This is a genomic window from Ruminococcus sp. HUN007 (assembly GCF_000712055.1).
In the GTDB taxonomy this organism is placed as follows: Bacteria; Bacillota; Clostridia; order Oscillospirales; family Ruminococcaceae; genus HUN007.
On record NZ_JOOA01000002.1, the window covers coordinates 2,497,935 to 2,518,505 of the forward strand.

Consider the following 20,571-nt stretch of genomic DNA (forward strand, 5'->3'; position numbering starts at 1 on the left):
ACGCAATAAAGACAATAATAAGAGTGATCGCAGGCAAGTAATCAGAAGTAAGCTCCTTGTTTAGCGGAAAGAAAGTGATGATATGCCAAGTATAGATATAAGCTGGTAGGCGAACGATAAAACCGAACTAAAAGAGAGGTGAACAGTATGCCGAGTATCGATGTAAGCGTAAGCTGGTAGTGAAAGACAAAAGTCGAAATGAAAGAGAGGTGAACAGTATGCCGAGTATCGATGTAAGCGTAAGTTGGTAGTGAAAGACAAAGGCCGAAACGAAAGAGAGGTGAACGGTATGCCAAGTATAGATTTCAGCGTCAGCTGGTAACAGAGCAGGAAAACAGATTCAGATCGGAGGTGAGATAATGAGCAACGAACAGGAAACAAGAAAAGAGGAAAAGCAGGAATACGAACACAAGGAAAGCTACAGCTTCAGCTACGAAACATTTTCAGAACTATTCGGTGACGTCAAGGAAGCGCTCTTTAACATCGTATTCATGAAGTGATCAGAATAAAGCATAAACAAAAGGCAGTAGTCCGTGCAAGGATTGCTGCCTTTGTTGCGTTTATAGATAACGAAAGCTTCGGAAGGATAATTACATAAACACCTATGTAAAATATCTATCCGAAGCTTTTCCTTTTTCAAACACCCAACGGTGAAAGGGGTATACCAAACTTTAATATCTTAAACTTTGATAATGTTTTTAATCCGTTTCAAACACCCAATGGTGAAAGGGGTATACCAAACACTCTGCTCCGGGTAGATTAATGACAATCTCTGCAAAGTTTCAAACACCCAATGGTGAAAGGGATATACCAAACGCAGTGAAGAAACTGAAATCGATGCTGGATCTGAGATGGTTTCAAACACCCAATGGTGAAAGGGGTATACCAAACTGCAATTAAGAATTCTATGGTGGATGCTGCTGATGAAGTTTCAAACACCCAATGGTGAAAGGGGTATACCAAACGGTAAGAAGACAGTAGCAGAGAAGTGTCAGAGAATCTAGTTTCAAACACCCAATGGTGAAAGGGGTATACCAAACATTAAAAGTAAGTACATTTTACTCCTCCTATGGGGTTTCAAACACCCAATGGTGAAAGGGGTATACCAAACGAATGAGATAGGTTCGCCCTTGTCTGCGTGTTCCGTTTCAAACACCCAATGGTGAAAGGGGTATACCAAACAATATGGTATGCAGTATACATAGTATTCGCCATACTCGTTTCAAACACCCAATGGTGAAAGGGGTATACCAAACCCCTCGTAATTACGTGCTTTCAAGTGATTTCTTCTGATTTGTTTGTTAAATACCCCTAGAATAATGACAAACTCCCTCTGGCGATACTTAAATTATACCACATTTTCGGGGGTGTGTAAATAAATTTTTCAGAAGTCACTTAACTGGTCGGGAAATTTAATACTTATATATCAGAGCCTCAAAACAAATACTTGATGTAAATAAGAAACCGAGTCGTTGAAAGGAAGTGATGGTATGCCGAGCATAGATGTAAGCGTAATTGGCAGTGTAGTTCATCGTAATAAAGTTAAATTAAAGGCAGTGTTCTGTATTAGGAACGCTGCCTTTGATTTGTATTAATAGATGACGAAAAATTGCTTGTCAGTTAAACCTCAGCTCTTTCCGGCTGAAACAAACCAGTAAGGATTCTCGAATACAGAGAACTTCCAGCCGACAGATCCTCTTACCACTTCGTACGCCGGTCTGTCAGATTCCTTTACCATTTCTTCGTGGAATCTGTAATGTATTGTATATGTTCCACCCTCATGTATCTCACAGCTGTCGATCACATCTTTTTCATTGCTGTGCCATAAGCTGTTTATTATGATATCTTCTGTTTTTCTGTTTTTGATATCATCTTCAGTTATACGACCGTTTTCAAGTTCGGAACGGAGTGTTTCGTCGACTTGATGTCTGTTAAAGTAACCGTCTTTTCCATCGTCGTATGCATAAATATCAAATATCAGCGATGAACTGGTTGATTCTGTGATATTAACAGATTCCCATGTTTTCTCAAAGAGGTCAGTCTTTTTCTTTGCCGATCAGATCAATAAATTCTTCCGGAGTACAAATCTTTACATCAGATTTGCTGTAGTCTTTAACGTTCCTTGTAATAATGCATTCAGCATCAGATCGTCGGGCTGTTCTGACCATGACTGCATCTTCAAAATCTGAAATATCGGAAATAAGAGCATTACGGCAGTCTTCACCTGTTGTGTCCATTATTCCGAAAATAATGAGCAGTTTGTTAAGTATGCTTCTGGTTTGCTTGTCGTCATGAAAATGACGGTGCATTATGTAGTAAATATCCGTAACCGATTTTGCCGAAATATAGCCGCCGAATTTTCTGTTTGCGGCCATGAGAAATATTTTCTGAGCATTTTCGGCAAAGCCCGGTCTGCTTTGAAGAGCATCTATTATAATGCATGTATCGATAAGCGCTTTCATATATTGCCGAGCCTTTCTTTCAGTGCTTCTTCCGGGATTATATCATCAGGAAGTATGCCGAAAAGAGATTCCGCGATATCCACTCTGTCCTGATTAGGATTAGTAAGCTTTGCGATTATTTTTCCGTTTTTAGTTATATAAATGTCTTCTGTTTCAGCAAGAAGCAGATATTTTCCAAGGTTCATTTTTAATTCGGTAGCTGTAACTGACATGATCGCCCCTCCTTTAATAATTTTCTCTGATTATATTATACCATAACAGAACGATTTTATCAATAAATTGTTCGGTTTTTACTTCCAGATAGTTCGATTTACATTAAAAAGATACCGGCGTGTCAGCGACACGCCGGTATTATCGATAGAGCACCTTCGGTGCACATTTTATATTATCTCTGTTTGCTCGTTATTTTCCTTCTGAAGCAGATAAAATTCCTTTTGAGTTTTTATCTCTGCACGAAGTTCTTCTTCAGTCGGCAGATACAACTTGTATTTGGAAGCGAAAAGCTGCTCGTTTCCGTGTAAAATGGAGTACTTAGCGATATCTTCATCGGTATCAGCGCAGAGAACTATTCCGAGAGTCGGGTTATCGTCTTCTCTTTTTTTCAGTTCATCGTACATTCTGATATACATATCCATCTGGCCAACGTCCTGATGAGTTATTTTTGTTGTTTTCAAATCGATAAGAACAAAGCATTTCAAAATATAGTTATAGAAAACCAGATCGATATAATAATCTTCTTTTTCGGTATGAATATGCTGCTGCCTTGCAACAAATGCATATCCTTTGCCTAATTCCATGAGAAATTTCTGAAGATTGCTTATTATGCTCTGTTCAAGATCTGATTCATAGTATGAAGAGTTTTCCTGCATCCCAAGGAACTCAGCAATTACCGGATTCTTTATGAATTCCAGCTTGTCCTGATATGGTGATGTCAGTTCTTTCATTTCATTCTCGACCCCGGTTTTGTCCTGAGTTTTAAGCATTCGGTAGTAGTACTGTGATGAGATATTGCGCTGTAGGGTACGTACGCTCCATGTCTGTTCATAAGCCTCTTTTTCGTACCAAGAACGAGCGCTTTCATCTTCTACCTGCATTAATTTTTCATAATGTGACCAGGATAAAAGAGATTGATCAACTGGTTTGATATCCTCTGAATCATTGGAATACCGTTGAATAGTCGACACATCGATGGAATCAGTAAATTTTGCAGACAGTGTCTGCAAAATTCGAGGAAATGATTTGTAAAAGCAGATACAATTGTACAATGATCTCTGCGAGAAACCTTTTCCGTATTTTTTTGTAAGCTCATCTGCTAACAAGGAGATGAGCTTATTTCCGTATTCAGCTCTTTTTTCACCTTTTAATTCTTCTTCACAAATACGTTTTCCAAGCAGCCAGTTTCGAATTACCAGTGTTGAATTTACAGCTTTGTAAGCAACTTTTTGTGCGCTGTCAATTATTTTACAGGCGTCTTTGACTATATTATCTGTGTTTTTATATTCAATTAATTCGTTCATTTCATATCTCCTCGAATTGTTTTTCTATTTTTAGTATATCATGAATGAATATTATTATCAATAAATCGTTCGGTTTTTATTATCCGATAGTTCGATTTACATAAAAAAGGTACCGGCATGTCCGCGGACACGCCGGTATTATCGATAGAGCACCTTCGGTGCACTGGGTTATTTCATAAGTTCATACTTCATAATGCAAAGATCAGATACATCAACTCTGCCGTTCTCATTCATATCCGCAGCATCTTCAGAGAAGGGTTCGGCAGTTTCCATACCGAGAAGATATTTCTGCAGTAAAAGTACATCGACGGAATCAAATCGGCCGTCATTGTTGATATCGAATCTTATTTTCTCACTGTTCTGAAGCTTTTCATAATCGGAAAAAAGAAAGAAATCTGCACCGAGGTCATTTTTGTCTGTGCTTAGGGCTATCTTCCGGGATGCTTTCCCATTGTAGTAATAGAGATCATATTCACCGTCACAGGTCGTACTGTAGATAAAACTGTTTTCAGTGACCGGACAGATATCGGAACAGTCGTATTTATCTGAATTACAAGGCAGGAAAACGAAATCGCTGCCATCGTATTTTACAAGCTGGTCGCAGCGGTTATTTGCACTTGCCCATCTGGTGAAATAAAGGTCATTTCCGCTTACTATTGGATAATAAGCATTTACACCGGTTTCGTCAAAAATCGTTTCTGTCGCTCCGGTTTCAGTATCAAGACGCCGGATGCATCCGATGCCGTTTTCATATGCGGCGAAATAAACAGCTTTACCGTCAGATGAATAATACGGCATTGCTTCTTCGGTAGCATCATCAGTCAGTATGGATACCGTTCCGGTTTCTGTATCGATGACTGCAAGATCGTATCTGAAATCGCCGATGCTGTCATCCCAGTGGCCGCGTTTGAAAATTATCGACTTTCCGTCAGGCGACCATTTCGGATCTTCGTTCCTGAATCCGCTGTTTTTTGTAAGATTGGTGATCTTTCCAGAGCGTGATAAATAAATATCCCATTCGTCGGCTTTGCTGTCGATGGCCATGAAAGTGAATGTATCCGGAGCGGTACCGAAACTGCCGTTCATTGCATGATGAAAATCACCGGTTATCTCTTTGACATTTCCGTCCGGATCTTTCAGATACAAAGTACTGTCGAGATCGGCGTATCTGCCGTAGCTGTGCCAGAGAAGCCAGCCTTTCGGAAGAACTGCATATTCCTTTGCCCATCCGTGATCTGAATATGATTCATGCTGCGGTGTGTCTCCGCTTTCGTGGAACGGTGTTATTTTTACATAGTCGATAACAAACTCAGTGGTATCAAAATCAGGAGTTCCGGCCCAGTTTTTAGGGAACCAGAGTCCCAGCCAGAAGCGGCTTTCATTTGTCGGGATGAATTCAAAGGATGTGTATTTCAGTTCGCCGTCAAAGTAGTATTCGACTCTCGGTGTTTTGGAATCGCTTCCGGTATGCCAGTCAAAGCGGTAGGTGTGATATTCACCGTCTGTCTGAGGTCCGCAGTTTACCGATTTTGTTTTGTAGTCATCTTCGGTCGTCCACGTTGTACACAGTACATGATCAAGTGTGATCTCATCTTTTTCATTCCGTCCCGGAAATTCAATATCGATCTCATGATTGATGATCCTAAGGTCGTCGCCTGTATGGTCTTCTTCGTATTCAAACGTCCACATTGCCGAACAGCAGCCGGTAACTGGTGCGATCTTCGCGCGTATCTCATAACTGCCGGAACCGAAATATTCTCTGGTGGCTATTGCACCGCCGCATCGTTTTCCGTCCTCACGTCTTTCAAGATCACGGCTGATTCCGCGGACAGCACCTTCGTACTGATCACCGAGGCCGGTAAGCACGAGACAGCCGTCCTGCAGAGAAACATTTTCCGGAATGACACCGCCGTTGTAATCGACAGTTTTTCCGTCCTTTTCGATAGTTCCGCCCCAGTTCTTTTCGGCAATGAGCCAGTTGTCAGTGTTCAGAGCGTTTCCGTCAAAATCATCGAAAAACACATCTTCCGCGACAGCATTTCCGGACGGAACTGCCGTCATAGTAAATGCCGCAGCTGTCGCAGCAGTAAAAGCTGTTTTTTTTCTTACTGTTTCAGATAAAAAAATCCCCTTATTCATATGAGAAATCCCCCTTTTCCCTTTGTGCTTATATTGTAGCACAGATAAACGTGAGGAACAAGGGGGAATGTTCATAAAAAATGTACCGGCGTGTCCGCGACACGCCGGTATTATCAGTAATGCACCTTTGGTGCATATTTTTTATTACCAGTCGGTTATGTGGTTATCGTTTTTTTCTTTTCGATGTTTCGCTTTTTTTCAGCAGCTTCAGCTTCTAATCTGGTTATTTCAGCACGGCATTCTTCTTTTGACATTCTTTTAATTTCATCAGGGATGATGATTCTGTCATCAATAAAGTATTCTTTCTCAGCCATTTATAACATCTCCGCTTTCATTGTCTAGCCAGTACATATCTTCTAATTCTGTACCGCTTCTATGTTTCAAAGCATTTTTTGCACAGATGTAAAGTGATTTATTAACATTTGGATTATCTGTTGCGTTATCAAATTTCCGTTTGTATTCTCCGCTTTCAATATAAGATTTATTTACAAGCGTATCTTTGTTGCGACCATATCGTTGATTCTCTAATATCACTTTATCACTTCCTACTTATATTATATCAGAAATAAGTTAATTGTCAACGGAATCAGAGGTGTGCTTTTTCGCATAAAAAAAGGTACCGGCGTGTCGCAGACACGCCGGTATTATCGATAGAGCACCTTCGGTGCACATTATTTATTCAGTAGCTCATCAAGCCTTCTGAACCAAACATATCTGCACTGGCTAATGGCATCATAATGTTTTTCACCACCTGTCAGACGTTATCTGAGTCTTATCTGTTCAAATGTCAGATCCGGCTCGTCGGTGAATTTTAACCACATATAGTTTGTCATGCTCCGGCCGTGAGACTTCCGGCAGATCTGAAGCGGATCGTAGAATTTCAGTCCGTAATCCTTAAGAAGCTCCTCAACGCCTATTCTTGTTCTCGGAAAGCACCGCTTTTCAAGATAGTTCATAACATCATGAAAATTACCGGTCATGTTCCAGATCTCATACGGTATAAGAGGATGACGTTCGGTTGCATATCTTTCATATTCAACTGTATTCTGTGCATCATAAGGAACCCAGGTTATTTTCAGCTGCGGTTCTTCAAAGTTCATTATTGTAAATCCGAATCGTTCTTTTTCCATAGTTTATTCCCTCATATGCAGTTTTTCTTTCTCTTATTATAGCAGAAATAACTTAATTGTCAATGTAATGAGGAGATTGAAAAGGTACCGGCGTGTCGCTGACACGCCGGTATTATCGATAGTGCACCTTTGGTGCACCGATTCATTTCGTCACTCTATGGCTGCATCAACAAACATTTTTACTACAGAAATAAGGTTGGAACGATGTTTGTCAGGACATTTCTGATACAGAGCAGCAAGAGTACTTAATTCGTTATTAGAGCCGTGTTCCTCGCCGAATAATAAGTAATCGACATTCATGTCCAGTATATCTGAAAGGTTTGCCAGTGTTTTCAGAGATACACCTTTGATTCCCAGTTCAATATCCGAGCAGAATTTCGGAGAAACATCCAGTTTTTCAGCTAATTTTTCTCTTGTTAATCCATATAGTTCTCTCTGAGTCCTGATACGACTTCCTATCTCCTTGTAGTTTAGTTCTTTCATCACTAAAAGTTCTCCTTAATGAAGTTGATACCTTTATTTTAATGAATTTCAACTTAACAATAAATGAACTGACAGTGTTGACAAAATACAACTTTTAGTGTATAATACATATAAAGAACTTTAAATGTTATGTCTTTTTAGCTGTTATATCTATTGAGACATATGGACGGATGAAGTTTATGATAAAAGGGGAAACATTCTTAATATTGGGGGAATGAAAAATGAAAAAAGCAATTGCTCTTGTGACATCATTAATGATTATTATGGCACTTTCATCGTGCGGACCGACAACTTCTGAAACTGTAAATAATGATTCAGAAAAAACATCAGATGAATCTGTACCTATGAATTCTGTTGATGCTGAAGAGTCTGAAGAAGATACTGCAGACGTGAAGGAAGAAGATGATGATGAAACGTCGTCCAATTCGAAAAAAAACAGGGGCCAAAGAAAAAAATGGACTAAAAGAAACTACTATTGAAGAAACTGTTTTAGTTGATCAGGACGGAATAAAGATAACAGCAACGGATCTCACATACTCTTCATATAGTGCTGTGCTCTCTCTGGATCTTGAGAATAACAGTGATAAGGATTTAGACATTATCTGTGGTTCTTTAGGTTACTGCAGTAATTCAGTGAATGGAGTAATGATTGAAGACGGGTTTTTTAACTGTACTCTGAATGCCAATAAAAAAGCAAAAGAAGAAGTGTCATTTGATTTTGATGTGCTTAATGTTATGGGTATAGACGAGATTGCAGACATAGAACTTGGAATATATTCTTCAGATGATGATTATAATGACGTATATTATCCGATTTCGAAGATAAAAACAACTGCAGCTGATAATTATGATTATGGAAAAGTCAATCCTGTGGAAGGAATTAAGAATAGTGGCGTAGTGGACGTTCTATATTCTTCAGACAGTGAACTTTACAATGAAAATGACTTGAAAATTGTTTCGGAGCTGCTGGTTAAAAAAGACGATGATCTTCCATATCTTTTGATTGAAGTGAAAAATGATTCTGATAAGCAGGAAATTGCATATATCAGAGATATCTATATAAACGGATTACAGGTATCTGATTCAACATGGTCAGGAACATCCATAAATCCTCACAAAACGGCATTGCTTGATATTAAACCTGATTCTGTTTTTGATAAAGAATACTGGACTAATTATGGAATTAATGAAGTGAGCAGTATAGGATTTTCATTTTATCAGGATAATATGGAAGGTGATAATGAAACGGAACCTGTTGAGATTACAGTTCCTGTAAAATCGGAAGGTAGTGAGCCAGATACCTCAGGTGATGTTGTTTACGATGAGGGTGGTGTACGTATCATATATAAAGGATTCGGTGATGGCGAATATTCTATGTACAAATATCTGATGCTTCTTGTTGAAAATAAGAGCGGTAAAAGCATTCGGGTCGATGAAGAAAACAGTTCTCTGTCAGTGAATGGCTATATGATTGGATCAAGTTCAATGTATGAATATATAGATGATGGTAAATATTATGCGTGGCTGATTGAGATATCGAATAATGATCTTGAAAAGAATGATGTTAAATCTTTATCAGATATAAATGAGATTGAATTTGACATAGAACTGCAGGATAAAGATAACTGGAGAGATAAAACTAACGCTACTGTTACCATTAAGCCGTCTCATTAAAGCCAGGGGGATTTGAATATGAACGCTAAGAAAACAACATTGCCATTCATTATAATGGTGATAGGAACATTATTAATGATAGGGTCATTCTTTTTACCCTATACAACGGCTAAACTATCATTGTTTGAGTTTTTTAATACTTATCGGGTTGAAGCAGGTAATAAAGCAAACGAGCGGGATGTTAGATTGATTTGTATTATATGTACAGTTATTATAGGAGCAATTGCGTTCTTTGCGTTTTTTGTATTGTTATGTACATTACTTCGGGCACCTATTGCAACAATTGTATTTACTGTTCTCGAATTTGCTGCTAACAGTGTACTTTCATGGGATTTTAAAGAAAGACGTGTGGCAGGTAGTTCATATAGTTTTAGTATAGGATATTATTTGCTTGAAATATCATTGATGGTTATCATTGCTGCATCAATTTGGTTGCTGGTTATGAAAATAAAGAACAAGAAAGCGTTAAATATTTCTGAAAGTAGTGTCTGACATTGCTTAAGAAAAGATTATAGTAAGAAAAAGTTTATGGTAAAAGGAAAAACAAATTAATACAGGGGGAATGTATAATGAAAAAAGCAATTGCATTTGTGACATCATTAATGATTGTTATGGCACTTTCAGCGTGCGGACCGACACCTTCTGAAACAGTCAAAAATGATTCAGAAAAAACAACGAAAGAATCTGTGCCGGTGAATTCTGTTGATGATGAAGAACATGTAACAACAAAAGCTCCGGAAAAGGAAGAGCAGGAAACTACGACAATTACAGAAGCTCTTACAGAAGCACTTACGGAAGCAGAAACAGAACCGGAAGAAGAGCACATCGAAGAAACTGAAACTACCGAGGCGGAAACTGTTCTGGATCTCTCGCAGTTAAGCGATATCAAAGAAGCAATTGAAAACGGAGATTACAGTCTTGTCACACCATCGTTCAAAGCTACTATGGATGAATATGAAGCGTTCTACGATGAATATATCGGATTCATGAAGAAATACACGTCCGGAGATGGTGATTATCTTTCAATGCTTAACGACTATATGACGATGATGGAGCGGTTAGGCGAGTGGGGTGAAAAAATTGATGCCATGAAAGACGATGAAACGCTGTCTGTTGCTGATCAGGCGTATTATCTTGTGGTAACGACGCGTGTACTGAATAAATCGGCAACAGCCTTGACCGAATAAAATAAATAGCGTAAAATAGTAATGTATCAGATCATCTTAACAAATTTTTGATCTGAACAGATAAGGAGTATGAAAATATGGCAGTCAATTTTAATCAGAACAGCGTTTTCAATCTGAAACCGATTGATACAGCAAGTGTACGAAATGAAGTAAATGGTCTGTTGATTAATGGGGAAGAAATACTTTGTGCATTTCAGACTATCAGAGATCAGCTTGTCTTTACCAACAAGCGAATTATTTCGATCGATGTTCAGGGCATAACCGGAAAAAGAAAGTCTTTTGCAACAATGCCTTATTCGAAAATTCAGTTTTTCTCGATACAAACACCAGGGTTTATTGAACTGTTTCCGGATTCAGAACTGTATCTTGTCTTTTCAAGCGGATTTACTGCAAAGTTTGAATTCAAAGGTCAGGTGGATATCGGAAAGATCGGACGTATTATTTCAGAGTATGTTCTGTAATATACTGAATCTTAGCAGGGAATAGTGTGATATTCAGAGAGCAAATGTAGTTTGACTATCTGAAAGGCTGTACGAAAAGGCATGGACTGTTAAAAAAAGTCCTTAATACAACGAAATCAGCATATCTTACTTACGTAAATACGTGGGTTTAGATGTGCTGATTTGCTTTTAATGAGAGCTTCTTAACATTTTCTGTTTTCAGATGTGCACTTCACATTGTTGAAATTCCGGTTTGACAATGTTGCAACAATATCGTATAATTATAGAAAACATTTGATATAACAGATAAAAACTGAATTTCAGCAAATGAAAGGGGTATCGTAATGTCTGATTTCAGCAAACGAATTACCGATATAATGACGAGAAAAAATCTTACTCAGAAACAGCTGGCTGAACTTGCTCATGTTACGGAATCAGCAATGAGTTACTATGTTAAAGGTGAGCGTACTCCGCGGGCAGATGTTCTCAGAAGGCTTGCGGGTGCATTAGGGGTTACTGCCGATTATCTTCTCGGAGAAAACAAATCGGCACCGCTTCCGAAAACGGAACTTGAGTATCTGCAGGGATTTCTTGCATTGATGAACAATGAGCAGCTTTATAAAACTGAGGATCTTCTCCGCATAGTTTTCACTGATCAGTTTTACGAGTATGATCTTATGGCAGCAGGAAGCAGAATCGAGCCGATAGATATAAGATATATGTTTCGTGACGAAGCAATCGATCCGGAAGAAACTCCGGTAATAAAATTTTATGCCGATATTACAGGCGTTGATAAAACAGGCATAACATTTACTGACGGCAGCAGGATAGATTTTGAAGAATGTGCACGGAATAGCAAATATGAAAACTCAAAATGTGTAGCTGCCAGAAATATATGTTTTAATCCTCCGTATTTTGATTTTCTGACAACAGGAACTATAACACGGCTTGTGTTCTGCAGTACTGATACTGTGTTTTTTAAAAAGAAAAGGATAGATGAAAATTTTGTAAGATTTCAGTTTGAAATAAATCATATGGGATACACAACATATGATCTGACATAAACAGATTCCCGTGACTGCAGATCAGCTTTTCATAAGATCGTTCTTATACGTTTAAATGTTATGCACCTCCGGAGGCGGCTATACGTTTTTTTACTTTTTCAATATCGGCTTTTATTTTATCCACCCATTCATCATCCGGCCCGCCTATGTGAAAAACATTGAAACCGTAGGTCTTTCCGTTTTCCACTACGGAAATATCGTCGTCTACATGAAGGTCGATGCGGTATTTGCTCGGATATTTTGACGGCATTCCTTCGGAGTGTCCGGCCTGAACTTCACGTTCATGTCTGGCTCCGTTTACAATACTGTCAAGTTTTATTCCGTAGTATTTAAACAGACCGGTTATGTATTTCTCGGAACGGAATGATGTGGTATAGATCCACAGTTCGATCTTCTGGTCACGTATGTAGTTTAAAAGCTCCACAGTACCTGCACGCAGTCTGTCTTTGTAGATGAAGTTGAACGGAAACTTCGGCGCAGGTTCGGTTTTGAATTTCTGTTCTGAAACAAACAGGGTATCGTCAAGGTCAAAAGAAATTCTCATAAATGCCACCTCGAAAATAATAACGGAATACTATGCTTATGCAGCTTTAAGGAAACGCTGATCTGTCCAGCGATTTTTGACACTGCTCTGATGATTTCATTATAACCGCAAATTATAATTATGTCAAGTGAAAATTTCAAGAATGTTAATTAAATGCTGCCAGCCTTATAATTATTGCATGAAATCGCTGCTCTGGATTTGTTATCAACTTACAAACTTTCATCCGGATAAAAGTTTTTAAGAAAAACATGAAGATAACCGGCGGGTTCGTGTGTATAATATATAGCAAACGAAATCATATGAAAATCAAACTGCAGAAAGGATGAATATATAATGAAAAAAACGAAAATAATGCCGGTTATGACCGCTGCTCTGCTGGCATCTTCATGTGTGCTTCCGGCTTTGGATGATATACGTGCAGTTAATGCCCAGGTTACTGAAGATGCAGTGGAGTCACTTGCACGGGAACGTGAGGAATTTTTCGGTGAACTTAAAAGATTTGATGACAGCGGATATTTTGAGGCGGCGTTCAGTGACTATCGTGAGATCATCGGTACGGGTGGTTCCGGTTACAGCGATGAAAATTTCAGAGGAAAATGTGTTCCGTATATCGGCAAATGGAACAGCAGAAACTATCTTCTTCTGACTTTTCCGGAAGCAAAAGATGAACTGACTGTTACCTTCAAAAGCTGCAACGACGATGCAAGAACGGAGATCCTCAGGGCTGTCACTGCTATCACAGGCGGTACATTTGATACGTATTACGTGTATTCAACCGGGATCGTGCTTGCGGATGATATCACATCTGAGATGTTTGACAAGGTAAAGGAAGTACTCAAGCCGTATGTTGATGAGGGTAAGATAACGGATATCGGCTTTAACGGCGAAAAAGTAAAGTATAAGGATTACACCTTTTATTTTGACAGGCTCTGTTACAACTATAATTCTTTTAGAGAAAAGGAAGACTATGATTTTGCGTCAGTTGCGGAATTTCTTAAGGGAAAGGGCGAGAACTGCCGTATCATAGTCAGTGAAAGAGACGACGATAATAAAATGTACGTTGTTGAAACGGAAAAGGATACGCCGGAGGAAAGATGCCGCATAGGAAAGCTTATTTTTGATGAGTTCGGATATGAGTTTTCACTCGGCCTTGAAAGAAATGCTCCTCTTTACGATTACAGGACGGAAAATTTCATTCCGGAGTATTACACCACATCACCGCCTGAGATCCCGAGTCCGATAGCGCAGGACGATAATTCATGGGTTCCGAAACATCCGTCTGTACATCCGGCAGCTCCGCTGGCTTCACCGACCAGCTATGCACAGGCAGCAGAGCCGGACTATGACAGTATCGTTTACGGTGATCTGAACGGCGACGACATAGCTGACGTTACGGACCTGTCGTATCTTTCACTGTATCTTATCGGTGACAGTGACATTACAGATGTAAATATTCTTGAAGCCGCAGATGTTCAGAATGACGGCACAGTGAATTTAAGCGATCTGGCACTTTTCAGACAGTACCTTTCAAAGAAGGTAAGTTTCATCGGCAGAACAGTCGGTGTGACCGATATTACAGATAAGTGTACGACAGTGCACACGAATGGCAGCCACTATACTGGTGACGGTTTCATGGTATCTTCAATGAAGGACTATCAGGAATATATGGCTTCAGATGAGCATCAGCCTGATCAGATGAAAGAAAAGGGGCTGGAAGTCAGTGAGGAATTCTTCAAGGATCACAGACTTGCTGTCATGATCGACAAATCACTCGGATGCAACGGCGTGAAATATACTCTTACTTCCGTGAAGGAAAGTGAAAACGGGGACGTTCATCTTTATTACGACAGATTTTTCCCGTCGATGCAGACAGAGATAGCCGGTACCATACATTACATTACCGTTGTTCCGGATAATCCGCAGAACGGAAGCAGAACGTATGTGCATTACAATGATATACATGAGCATACAAATCTGACAGGAAGCTGCAGACTTATTAGTACAACTTCAGTAGAGCATACTTCAGATATTGTGACTGAACAGCTTTCAGGAATAGTATCTTCCATGGATGAGTTTAATGAGAAGATAACCTCAAAAGGTATAAAGCCGACCGGCGCCATCGAGAGATTCGGTATTTCAGAAGATTTCTTTAAAGACAATTCACTGGTTTACTTTACAGCATTTGAGGGCTGTCTCGGACCGGCATACCGTATTTCGAATCTGGACATCGATTATAAGAAGAATCTTAAACTCACAGTTGAACGTTATGAGGTAACAGGATTTGATATGGCCTCACCTTCACAGGAAGAAAACTGGTTCCTCGCAGCGGCAGTTCCGAAAACAGTACTTGATCCGGCAGCGGTTGAATCGTTCAGTGCTGAGATCAGAAACAGCGACAGAGTATATTCACTTTACAGTGATCTGAACACGACAGCACTTGTTTCGAATTCAGAAACGGAATTTGTTTTTGAAGATAACTTTAAAGATCTTATCTTTACTGACAGCTGGTTTGAAATGATCAATGAATCACTGAAAGGCAGATACAGTCATCTGAAAGATGAATTCATAACAGAAGATTTCTTTGATGACAATGCACTGCTTGTAATAAATCAGCCGGCTGAAAAAACAAACATAAAGTACAGCATTCTGAACCTTTCAGTTAATAATGACGGTACACTTGAAGTGCTTATAGGAAGATTTGTCAATGCAGAAGAAAAAGCTGAAGACAGTAACCGTGAGTGGCATCTGGCAGCTGCCATTCCGAAAGATAAACTTGTTCTTGATAAAAATGCAGGTATAAAGATCACTTATCATACGCAGCAGGCACTTCTCGGCTCATTCTCGTAAACAGCTGGTAATCCCGCCTCCGGATTTCCGGTTTGATCAGTGTTTCTTTAGCATAGATTGACTGAAAGGACCGCAAGAATTGACTTTGGATTGTTATGTTTTTATGGTAATATAGATTATGCGTGAATAACAATAATGATTGTGATATTTATCAAATCATCCTCACGGAATGAGTATAAGTTGTTGGATGTTTGGTAGAAAAACGAATTGATTATTGCATGTTTTATAGTAATTTGATATAATAATCAGTAGGGTAATTAAGTTCACATTTTTCAAATTTAATATAGTAAATAAATCAGGAGGCTTTTTTAATGAACAATTCAAAAAGAATCATAGCAGGTATTGCAAGCCTTGCAATGCTCGCAGGTGTAGTTGCTGCATTCCCTGTACAGCCTGAAAAGGTAAGCGCTGAAGATGACGTAATTTTCTCAGCAGACTTCGAAGACGGCAAGGAAGACGGATTTTCAAGAAGAGGCGAGGACGAAACAGTTGAAGTTGTAAGCGAAGGTGCTCACGGCGGAGACAACTGCCTCAGCATAAGCACAAGAAAAGAATCCTGGAACGGTCCTCAGGTTGCACTTGATGACGTTATCGAGGCTGGTACACAGTACATCGTAACTGCTTACGCAAAGACACCTTACTACAGCAAGCTTACACTCAGCATGCAGTTCGATGATGCTGAAGGCACTACACACTATGACAACGTTCTTCCTCAGGACTGCAAGGACGGAGACTGGCTCAAGTATGAAGCAAAGGTAAGCTTCCCTGCAGGTTCAACAAACAAGTTCCTCTATTTTGAAGCAGCAGATGCAAACTGCACTATCTTCGTTGATGACTTCAAGATCTCAAACGTTCCTGACGTTGCAATTGAAGATCTCACTTCACTCAGAGCTTATTACGCTGACTACTTCAAGATCGGTACAGCTCTCACACCAAGCGATCTCGCTTCAAAGCCTTTCATGAAGCTTGTTGACAAGCACTTCAGCGGAAGCATCACAGTCGGCAACGAACTCAAGCCTGACTATGTGCTTAACAACAAGGCTACTTTAGCTTATATGGAAGAGAACGGCGACGATGAAAACCCGCAGGTTTCCCTCGCATCAGCAAAGCCGGTTCTTGACTACTGCGTAAAGAACAACATTCCGTTAAGAGCGCACACACTCGTATGGCACAGCCAGACTCCTGAATGGTTCTTCAAGGAGAATTACGATGCAAAGGGCGAGTACGTTTCAAAGGAAAAGATGCTCAAGCGTATGGAGAACTACATCAAGAACGTTTTCGCCGCACTTGCAAAGGAATATCCTACACTTAACATATATGCATGTGACGTAGTAAACGAAGCATGGCTTGAAGACGGTACACCTCGTAAGCCTGGTCATCCTTCTGAAAGCAACCAGTGGGGCGCTTCTGACTGGGTAGCAGTATTCGGTGACAACTCATTCATCGACTATGCATTCGAATATGCAAGAAAGTATGCTCCTAAGGGATGCAAGCTCTACTACAACGACTACAACGAATACATGGACAAGAAGAAGCAGATCGTTGAAATGGCTACACGTCTCAAGGAAAAGGGCGTTATCGACGGTATCGGTATGCAGGCTCACCTTGACTGCAGACAGAGCATGGATGCTGCATTCCCTTCACCTCAGATGTTCGAACAGGCTGTTAAGGAATATGTTGCTACAGGTCTTGACGTTCAGATCACAGAGCTTGACGTAACAGTTCCTGAAAAGTCAGGTGACCAGTATTTCGAGCACCAGGCTAAGTACTACGATGCTATTATGAACGTAGCTGAAAAGTACAAGGACAACATTTCAGCAGTAATATTCTGGGGCGTAACAGACGACAACAGCTGGAGAGCTTCTCAGAATCCGCTTATTTTCGACTCTGAATTCAAGGCAAAACCAGCTTACTATTCAATTATCGAAGGACTTACACCGGGCGAGATCCCGACAAATGCTCCTGTTCCGACACAGACAGCTCCTTCAGAATCACCGTCACCGACTGTAAAGCCGACTGAATCAGCTTCACCAACTGTTAAGCCGACTGAAACAGCTTCACCTACAGTAAAGCCAACTGAAACAGCTTTACCAACAGTAAAACCAACTGAGTCAGCAACACCTGCAGTTACACCCACAGAAAAAACAGTGGCTTACGGGGACATTGATCTTAGCGGCACTATTGACGTTACTGATCTTACTCAGCTCTCGCTCTACCTCCTCAAAGATGTAAAATTAAGCGAAGATGAGAAGAAGTGTGCAGACGTAAACGCTGACGGAAACATTGATCTTACTGACCTTGCTACTCTCAGACAGTTTATCTCAAAGAAGATAAGCAAACTCGGTGCCTGATCTCTGCGCCGGACGCATTAAGAAAGCACCGCGCCTGTTATAAACAGAACAGTTCACGACCTGATGAACCGGTTTTACCGGATCTTCAGAATGATCAGCTATTTTTACTTAATGTTATATAAAAGCCGGCTTTTATCAGCCGGCTTTTTCAAAAATAAAATCAGCGTTTTTGTGGTGAATTTATGACAAAAAAGTGAAACATGTTGACTTAAAACTGTGAGTTAGTGTATAATGAAGTTAATGACTGAAGATCCGGAAACGGAATAATTATTTATTAGTAACGGGAGTGATTTTTTTGAAAAGAACAATTGCGGGACTTGGAGCTCTTCTCATGGCAGCTTCAATGTCAGTGACCGTACTGGCACTTGCTAAGGGCGATGCCAACGGAGACGGCGCTATTTCGTCCAAGGATATTACCAGGGTCGGTAAGATACTTATGGGCACAAAGGAACCGGAAGGCGAAGAAACAGCTGCCTGTGATGTAAACGGCGACGGAAAGATAAATCTTGTTGACTACATCCTTGAAAAGGAACTCGTAATGAAGGAACTCGGCTCAGAGGTCGTAACAGGTGTGCCTGAGTTTTCTGCTGAAAGCGGTTTCTATAACAGCAGCTTCGATCTTACATTATCAGCAGGTGTAGGTTCAAAGATCTACTACACAACTGACGGAACAGATCCGACAACTTCATCACAGCTTTACAGCTCACCTATAAAGATCACGAACAGGTCGAATGAGCCTAATCTTTATGCTTCAGGATACGCTGTATCAAACGACAAATACACACCGCCTGCAGTTACAAAGGGTACTGTTGTAAAGGCTATTGCGGTTGACAAGGACGGCAATGTAAGTGATATCGTAAGCCAGTCATACTTTACAGGTATCGACATCAACCAGCAGTACGGCGGCTTCCCGATAGTGAACATCACAATCAGCCCTGACGACTTCTTCGACTACGAGAAGGGCATCTACGTACAGGGTAAGATCTATGATGAGTTTGTAAAGTCAGGTAAGCAGAATCCGATGCAGTCATGGCTTGACGAAGCTAACTACACACAGCGCGGCAAGGAATGGGAGAGAAAGGTTTACTTCGAACTCTTCGAAAATGACGGCAAACTTGCTCACAGCCAGTACCTCGGCGCAAGAATTTCAGGTAATGCAACACGTTCATCCATCGTAAAGAGCCTTAAGTTCTACTCACGCGATGAATACGGCAAGAAGAACGTCAAGTACGATCTCATACCGGGCAACACAATGCAGCTTGACCGTACAACACCTATCGACAAGTACAACAAGTTCCGTATAAGAAACGGCGGTAACGATCTCGGACACGCACAGTTCCGTGACAACTACATCCAGAGCCTTGTTTCAGATCTTTCATTCGACACACAGGCTTCACGTCCGTGCATAATGTTCATCAACGGCGAATACTTCGGTGTTTACACACTTCAGGAAGAATACGACGATGCATATCTTGAAAACAACTACAATATCGACAAAAAGAATGTCATGATCATTGAGTGTGGCAAGGAAGTAGGCGAGGGCGAAGAATCAGATCTTGCATACTATGAAGAACTTATCAATTTTGCAAAGAACAATGATCTTTCAGTTGATTCGAACTACCAGAAGATCAATCAGATGATCGACATGCAGAACTTCATCGAATACTGGTGCACACAGATATTCATCGCAAACCAGGACTGGATGAACAACGACAACAACTACAGAACATGGCGTTCAAGAACCACATCTGACCAGCCTTACGAGGACGGCAAGTGGAGATGGATGCTCTATGATACAGAATACTCAACAAGCCTCTACAGCATGGGCGGCGGCACATACACAGAAGATTCACTTAAGGTCGCTATGTACGGCAATCAGATGGGCGGCTTCGGTAACTGGAACTTCGGCGGCGACTGGGGCGGCGGTAACTGGAACGCAGGTCAGATGGCATTTGCTCCGGGCGATGAACAGCAGCAGGATCCGGGACAGCAGAATCCGGGCCAGCAGAACCCTTTGGGTCAGCAGAATCCGGGCGGACAGCAGCAGAATCCATGGGGTCAGCAGAACCCAGGCGGACAGTGGCCTGGTCAGCAGAACCCGGGACAGCAGTGGCCGGGCCAGCAGAATCCGGGTCAGCAGACAGCTCAGGAACCAAAGGATCACACAGTTCTCTTCTACAAGCTCCTCCAGAACGCTGATTTCAAGCAGAGATTTGTAAATACATTCTGCACTATCATGAACAGCAATCTCAGTGCTGATAATATGCTTTCACAGCTTGAATACTTCACAAATATGTATCAGCCTGTAATGGCAGAAATGCAGAAGAGAGTAAGCAGCTCAAACAACTTCACAAGCGAAGTAAACAATATCAAGACATTCATTCAGAACAGACACAAGAATGTTTATAATTTCCTTAAGACCGACCTCGAACTCACAGGCGAGACAGCTTCAGTTGATCTTGCAGTAAACGATGCAAAGGGCGGCAAGCTTCTCGTTGAAGGCGTTGCAGTAAATCCAAACAGCGGCAAGTGGAGCGGTACATTCTTCACTGACTACAAGGTAACTGTAAAGGCTGTACCGGCTGAAGGATACACATTCTCAGGCTGGACAGGTGCAACCGGCAGCGGTGATTCAATAACAGTAACACCAGGTCAGGCATCAGGTATTACAGCAAACTTTACAAAGAAATAATATATTCTTAATAATCAAAAAGCGGGCACTCCGAAAATGAT

General features: G+C 40.6%; 20 protein-coding genes and 1 CRISPR repeat array. Of the genes, 10 read left to right on the plus strand and 10 right to left on the minus strand.

The features are described from left to right. Positions 1–359 precede the first annotated feature (359 nt). Complete coding sequence (locus CC97_RS20330; protein WP_156036933.1) at positions 360–500, plus strand: hypothetical protein; 141 nt, start codon at positions 360–362, stop codon at positions 498–500. Positions 501–633: 133 nt separating this feature from the next. Beyond that, positions 634–1,256: direct repeats of the CRISPR family, unit length 37 nt; unit sequence GTTTCAAACACCCAATGGTGAAAGGGGTATACCAAAC. A 371-nt stretch (positions 1,257–1,627) separates the two neighbouring features. Here the strand turns inward: CC97_RS20330 and CC97_RS20335 are convergent. From CC97_RS20335 to CC97_RS15120, 9 genes are all read right to left on the minus strand, one after another. Continuing rightward, a complete protein-coding gene (locus tag CC97_RS20335) occupies positions 1,628–1,804 on the minus strand; it encodes a hypothetical protein (RefSeq protein WP_156036934.1) in 177 nt (58 codons plus the stop codon). Between the two features lie 232 nt (positions 1,805–2,036). After that, the gene (locus CC97_RS15090) at positions 2,037–2,462 is read right to left on the minus strand and encodes a PIN domain-containing protein (RefSeq protein ID WP_044975925.1); all 426 of its coding nucleotides are present in this window, start codon (positions 2,460–2,462) and stop codon (positions 2,037–2,039) included. Further along, positions 2,459–2,674 carry a type II toxin-antitoxin system prevent-host-death family antitoxin gene (locus CC97_RS15095; RefSeq protein ID WP_044975927.1) on the minus strand — a complete coding sequence of 72 codons (216 nt, stop codon included), beginning with the start codon at positions 2,672–2,674 and terminating at the stop codon, positions 2,459–2,461. Before CC97_RS15095 ends, CC97_RS15090 begins: the two co-directional genes overlap by 4 nt. 168 nt (positions 2,675–2,842) lie before the next feature. After that, positions 2,843–3,979 carry a PDDEXK nuclease domain-containing protein gene (locus CC97_RS15100; RefSeq protein ID WP_044975929.1) on the minus strand — a complete coding sequence of 379 codons (1,137 nt, stop codon included), beginning with the start codon at positions 3,977–3,979 and terminating at the stop codon, positions 2,843–2,845. A gap of 168 nt (positions 3,980–4,147) precedes the next feature. Further along, entirely contained in the window at positions 4,148–6,118 is a 1,971-nt protein-coding gene (locus tag CC97_RS15105; RefSeq protein WP_044975931.1) for a dockerin type I domain-containing protein, read from the minus strand. Between the two features lie 155 nt (positions 6,119–6,273). Continuing rightward, positions 6,274–6,432, minus strand: a complete 159-nt coding sequence (locus CC97_RS20340; RefSeq protein ID WP_156036935.1) for a hypothetical protein — start codon at positions 6,430–6,432, stop codon at positions 6,274–6,276. Further along, complete coding sequence (locus CC97_RS15110) at positions 6,425–6,652, minus strand: hypothetical protein (RefSeq protein WP_044975933.1); 228 nt, start codon at positions 6,650–6,652, stop codon at positions 6,425–6,427. Before CC97_RS15110 ends, CC97_RS20340 begins: the two co-directional genes overlap by 8 nt. Positions 6,653–6,879: 227 nt before the next feature. Continuing rightward, positions 6,880–7,248: a hypothetical protein gene (locus CC97_RS15115; protein WP_044975935.1), complete on the minus strand. Its 369-nt coding sequence runs from the start codon at positions 7,246–7,248 to the stop codon at positions 6,880–6,882. A 150-nt stretch (positions 7,249–7,398) separates the two neighbouring features. After that, on the minus strand, positions 7,399–7,731 hold the full coding sequence (locus tag CC97_RS15120) for a helix-turn-helix transcriptional regulator (RefSeq protein WP_044975937.1): 333 nt from the start codon (positions 7,729–7,731) through the stop codon (positions 7,399–7,401). Between the two features lie 221 nt (positions 7,732–7,952). Between CC97_RS15120 and CC97_RS15125 the strand changes: the two genes are divergently transcribed. From CC97_RS15125 to CC97_RS19100, 6 genes are all read left to right on the plus strand, one after another. Then, complete coding sequence (locus CC97_RS15125) at positions 7,953–8,210, plus strand: hypothetical protein (protein ID WP_044975940.1); 258 nt, start codon at positions 7,953–7,955, stop codon at positions 8,208–8,210. Next, complete coding sequence (locus tag CC97_RS15130) at positions 8,140–9,405, plus strand: hypothetical protein (RefSeq protein WP_156036937.1); 1,266 nt, start codon at positions 8,140–8,142, stop codon at positions 9,403–9,405. Before CC97_RS15125 ends, CC97_RS15130 begins: the two co-directional genes overlap by 71 nt. Positions 9,406–9,423: 18 nt before the next feature. Beyond that, positions 9,424–9,897 (plus strand): hypothetical protein, encoded by a 474-nt coding sequence (locus tag CC97_RS15135; RefSeq protein ID WP_044975942.1) that lies wholly within the window; start codon positions 9,424–9,426, stop codon positions 9,895–9,897. A gap of 77 nt (positions 9,898–9,974) precedes the next feature. Further along, positions 9,975–10,592, plus strand: a complete 618-nt coding sequence (locus tag CC97_RS15140) for a DUF6591 domain-containing protein (RefSeq protein WP_044975943.1) — start codon at positions 9,975–9,977, stop codon at positions 10,590–10,592. Positions 10,593–10,669: 77 nt separating this feature from the next. Continuing rightward, positions 10,670–11,053, plus strand: coding sequence for a PH domain-containing protein (locus tag CC97_RS15145; protein ID WP_044975945.1), 384 nt, complete (start codon positions 10,670–10,672; stop codon positions 11,051–11,053). A gap of 323 nt (positions 11,054–11,376) precedes the next feature. Continuing rightward, positions 11,377–12,096: a helix-turn-helix transcriptional regulator gene (locus CC97_RS19100; RefSeq protein ID WP_049962955.1), complete on the plus strand. Its 720-nt coding sequence runs from the start codon at positions 11,377–11,379 to the stop codon at positions 12,094–12,096. A 58-nt stretch (positions 12,097–12,154) separates the two neighbouring features. Here the strand turns inward: CC97_RS19100 and CC97_RS15155 are convergent, their stop codons facing one another. Further along, entirely contained in the window at positions 12,155–12,640 is a 486-nt protein-coding gene (locus CC97_RS15155) for a hypothetical protein (RefSeq protein WP_044975947.1), read from the minus strand. A 333-nt stretch (positions 12,641–12,973) separates the two neighbouring features. On the opposite strand from CC97_RS15155, the gene CC97_RS15160 reads away from it, so the two are divergent. From CC97_RS15160 to CC97_RS19105, 3 genes are all read left to right on the plus strand, one after another. Next, a complete protein-coding gene (locus tag CC97_RS15160; protein ID WP_044975949.1) occupies positions 12,974–15,487 on the plus strand; it encodes a dockerin type I repeat-containing protein in 2,514 nt (837 codons plus the stop codon). A 311-nt stretch (positions 15,488–15,798) separates the two neighbouring features. Next, positions 15,799–17,838 carry an endo-1,4-beta-xylanase gene (locus CC97_RS15165; RefSeq protein ID WP_049962956.1) on the plus strand — a complete coding sequence of 680 codons (2,040 nt, stop codon included), beginning with the start codon at positions 15,799–15,801 and terminating at the stop codon, positions 17,836–17,838. A 295-nt stretch (positions 17,839–18,133) separates the two neighbouring features. After that, a complete protein-coding gene (locus CC97_RS19105) occupies positions 18,134–20,530 on the plus strand; it encodes a CotH kinase family protein (RefSeq protein ID WP_049962957.1) in 2,397 nt (798 codons plus the stop codon). Positions 20,531–20,571: the final 41 nt, after the last annotated feature.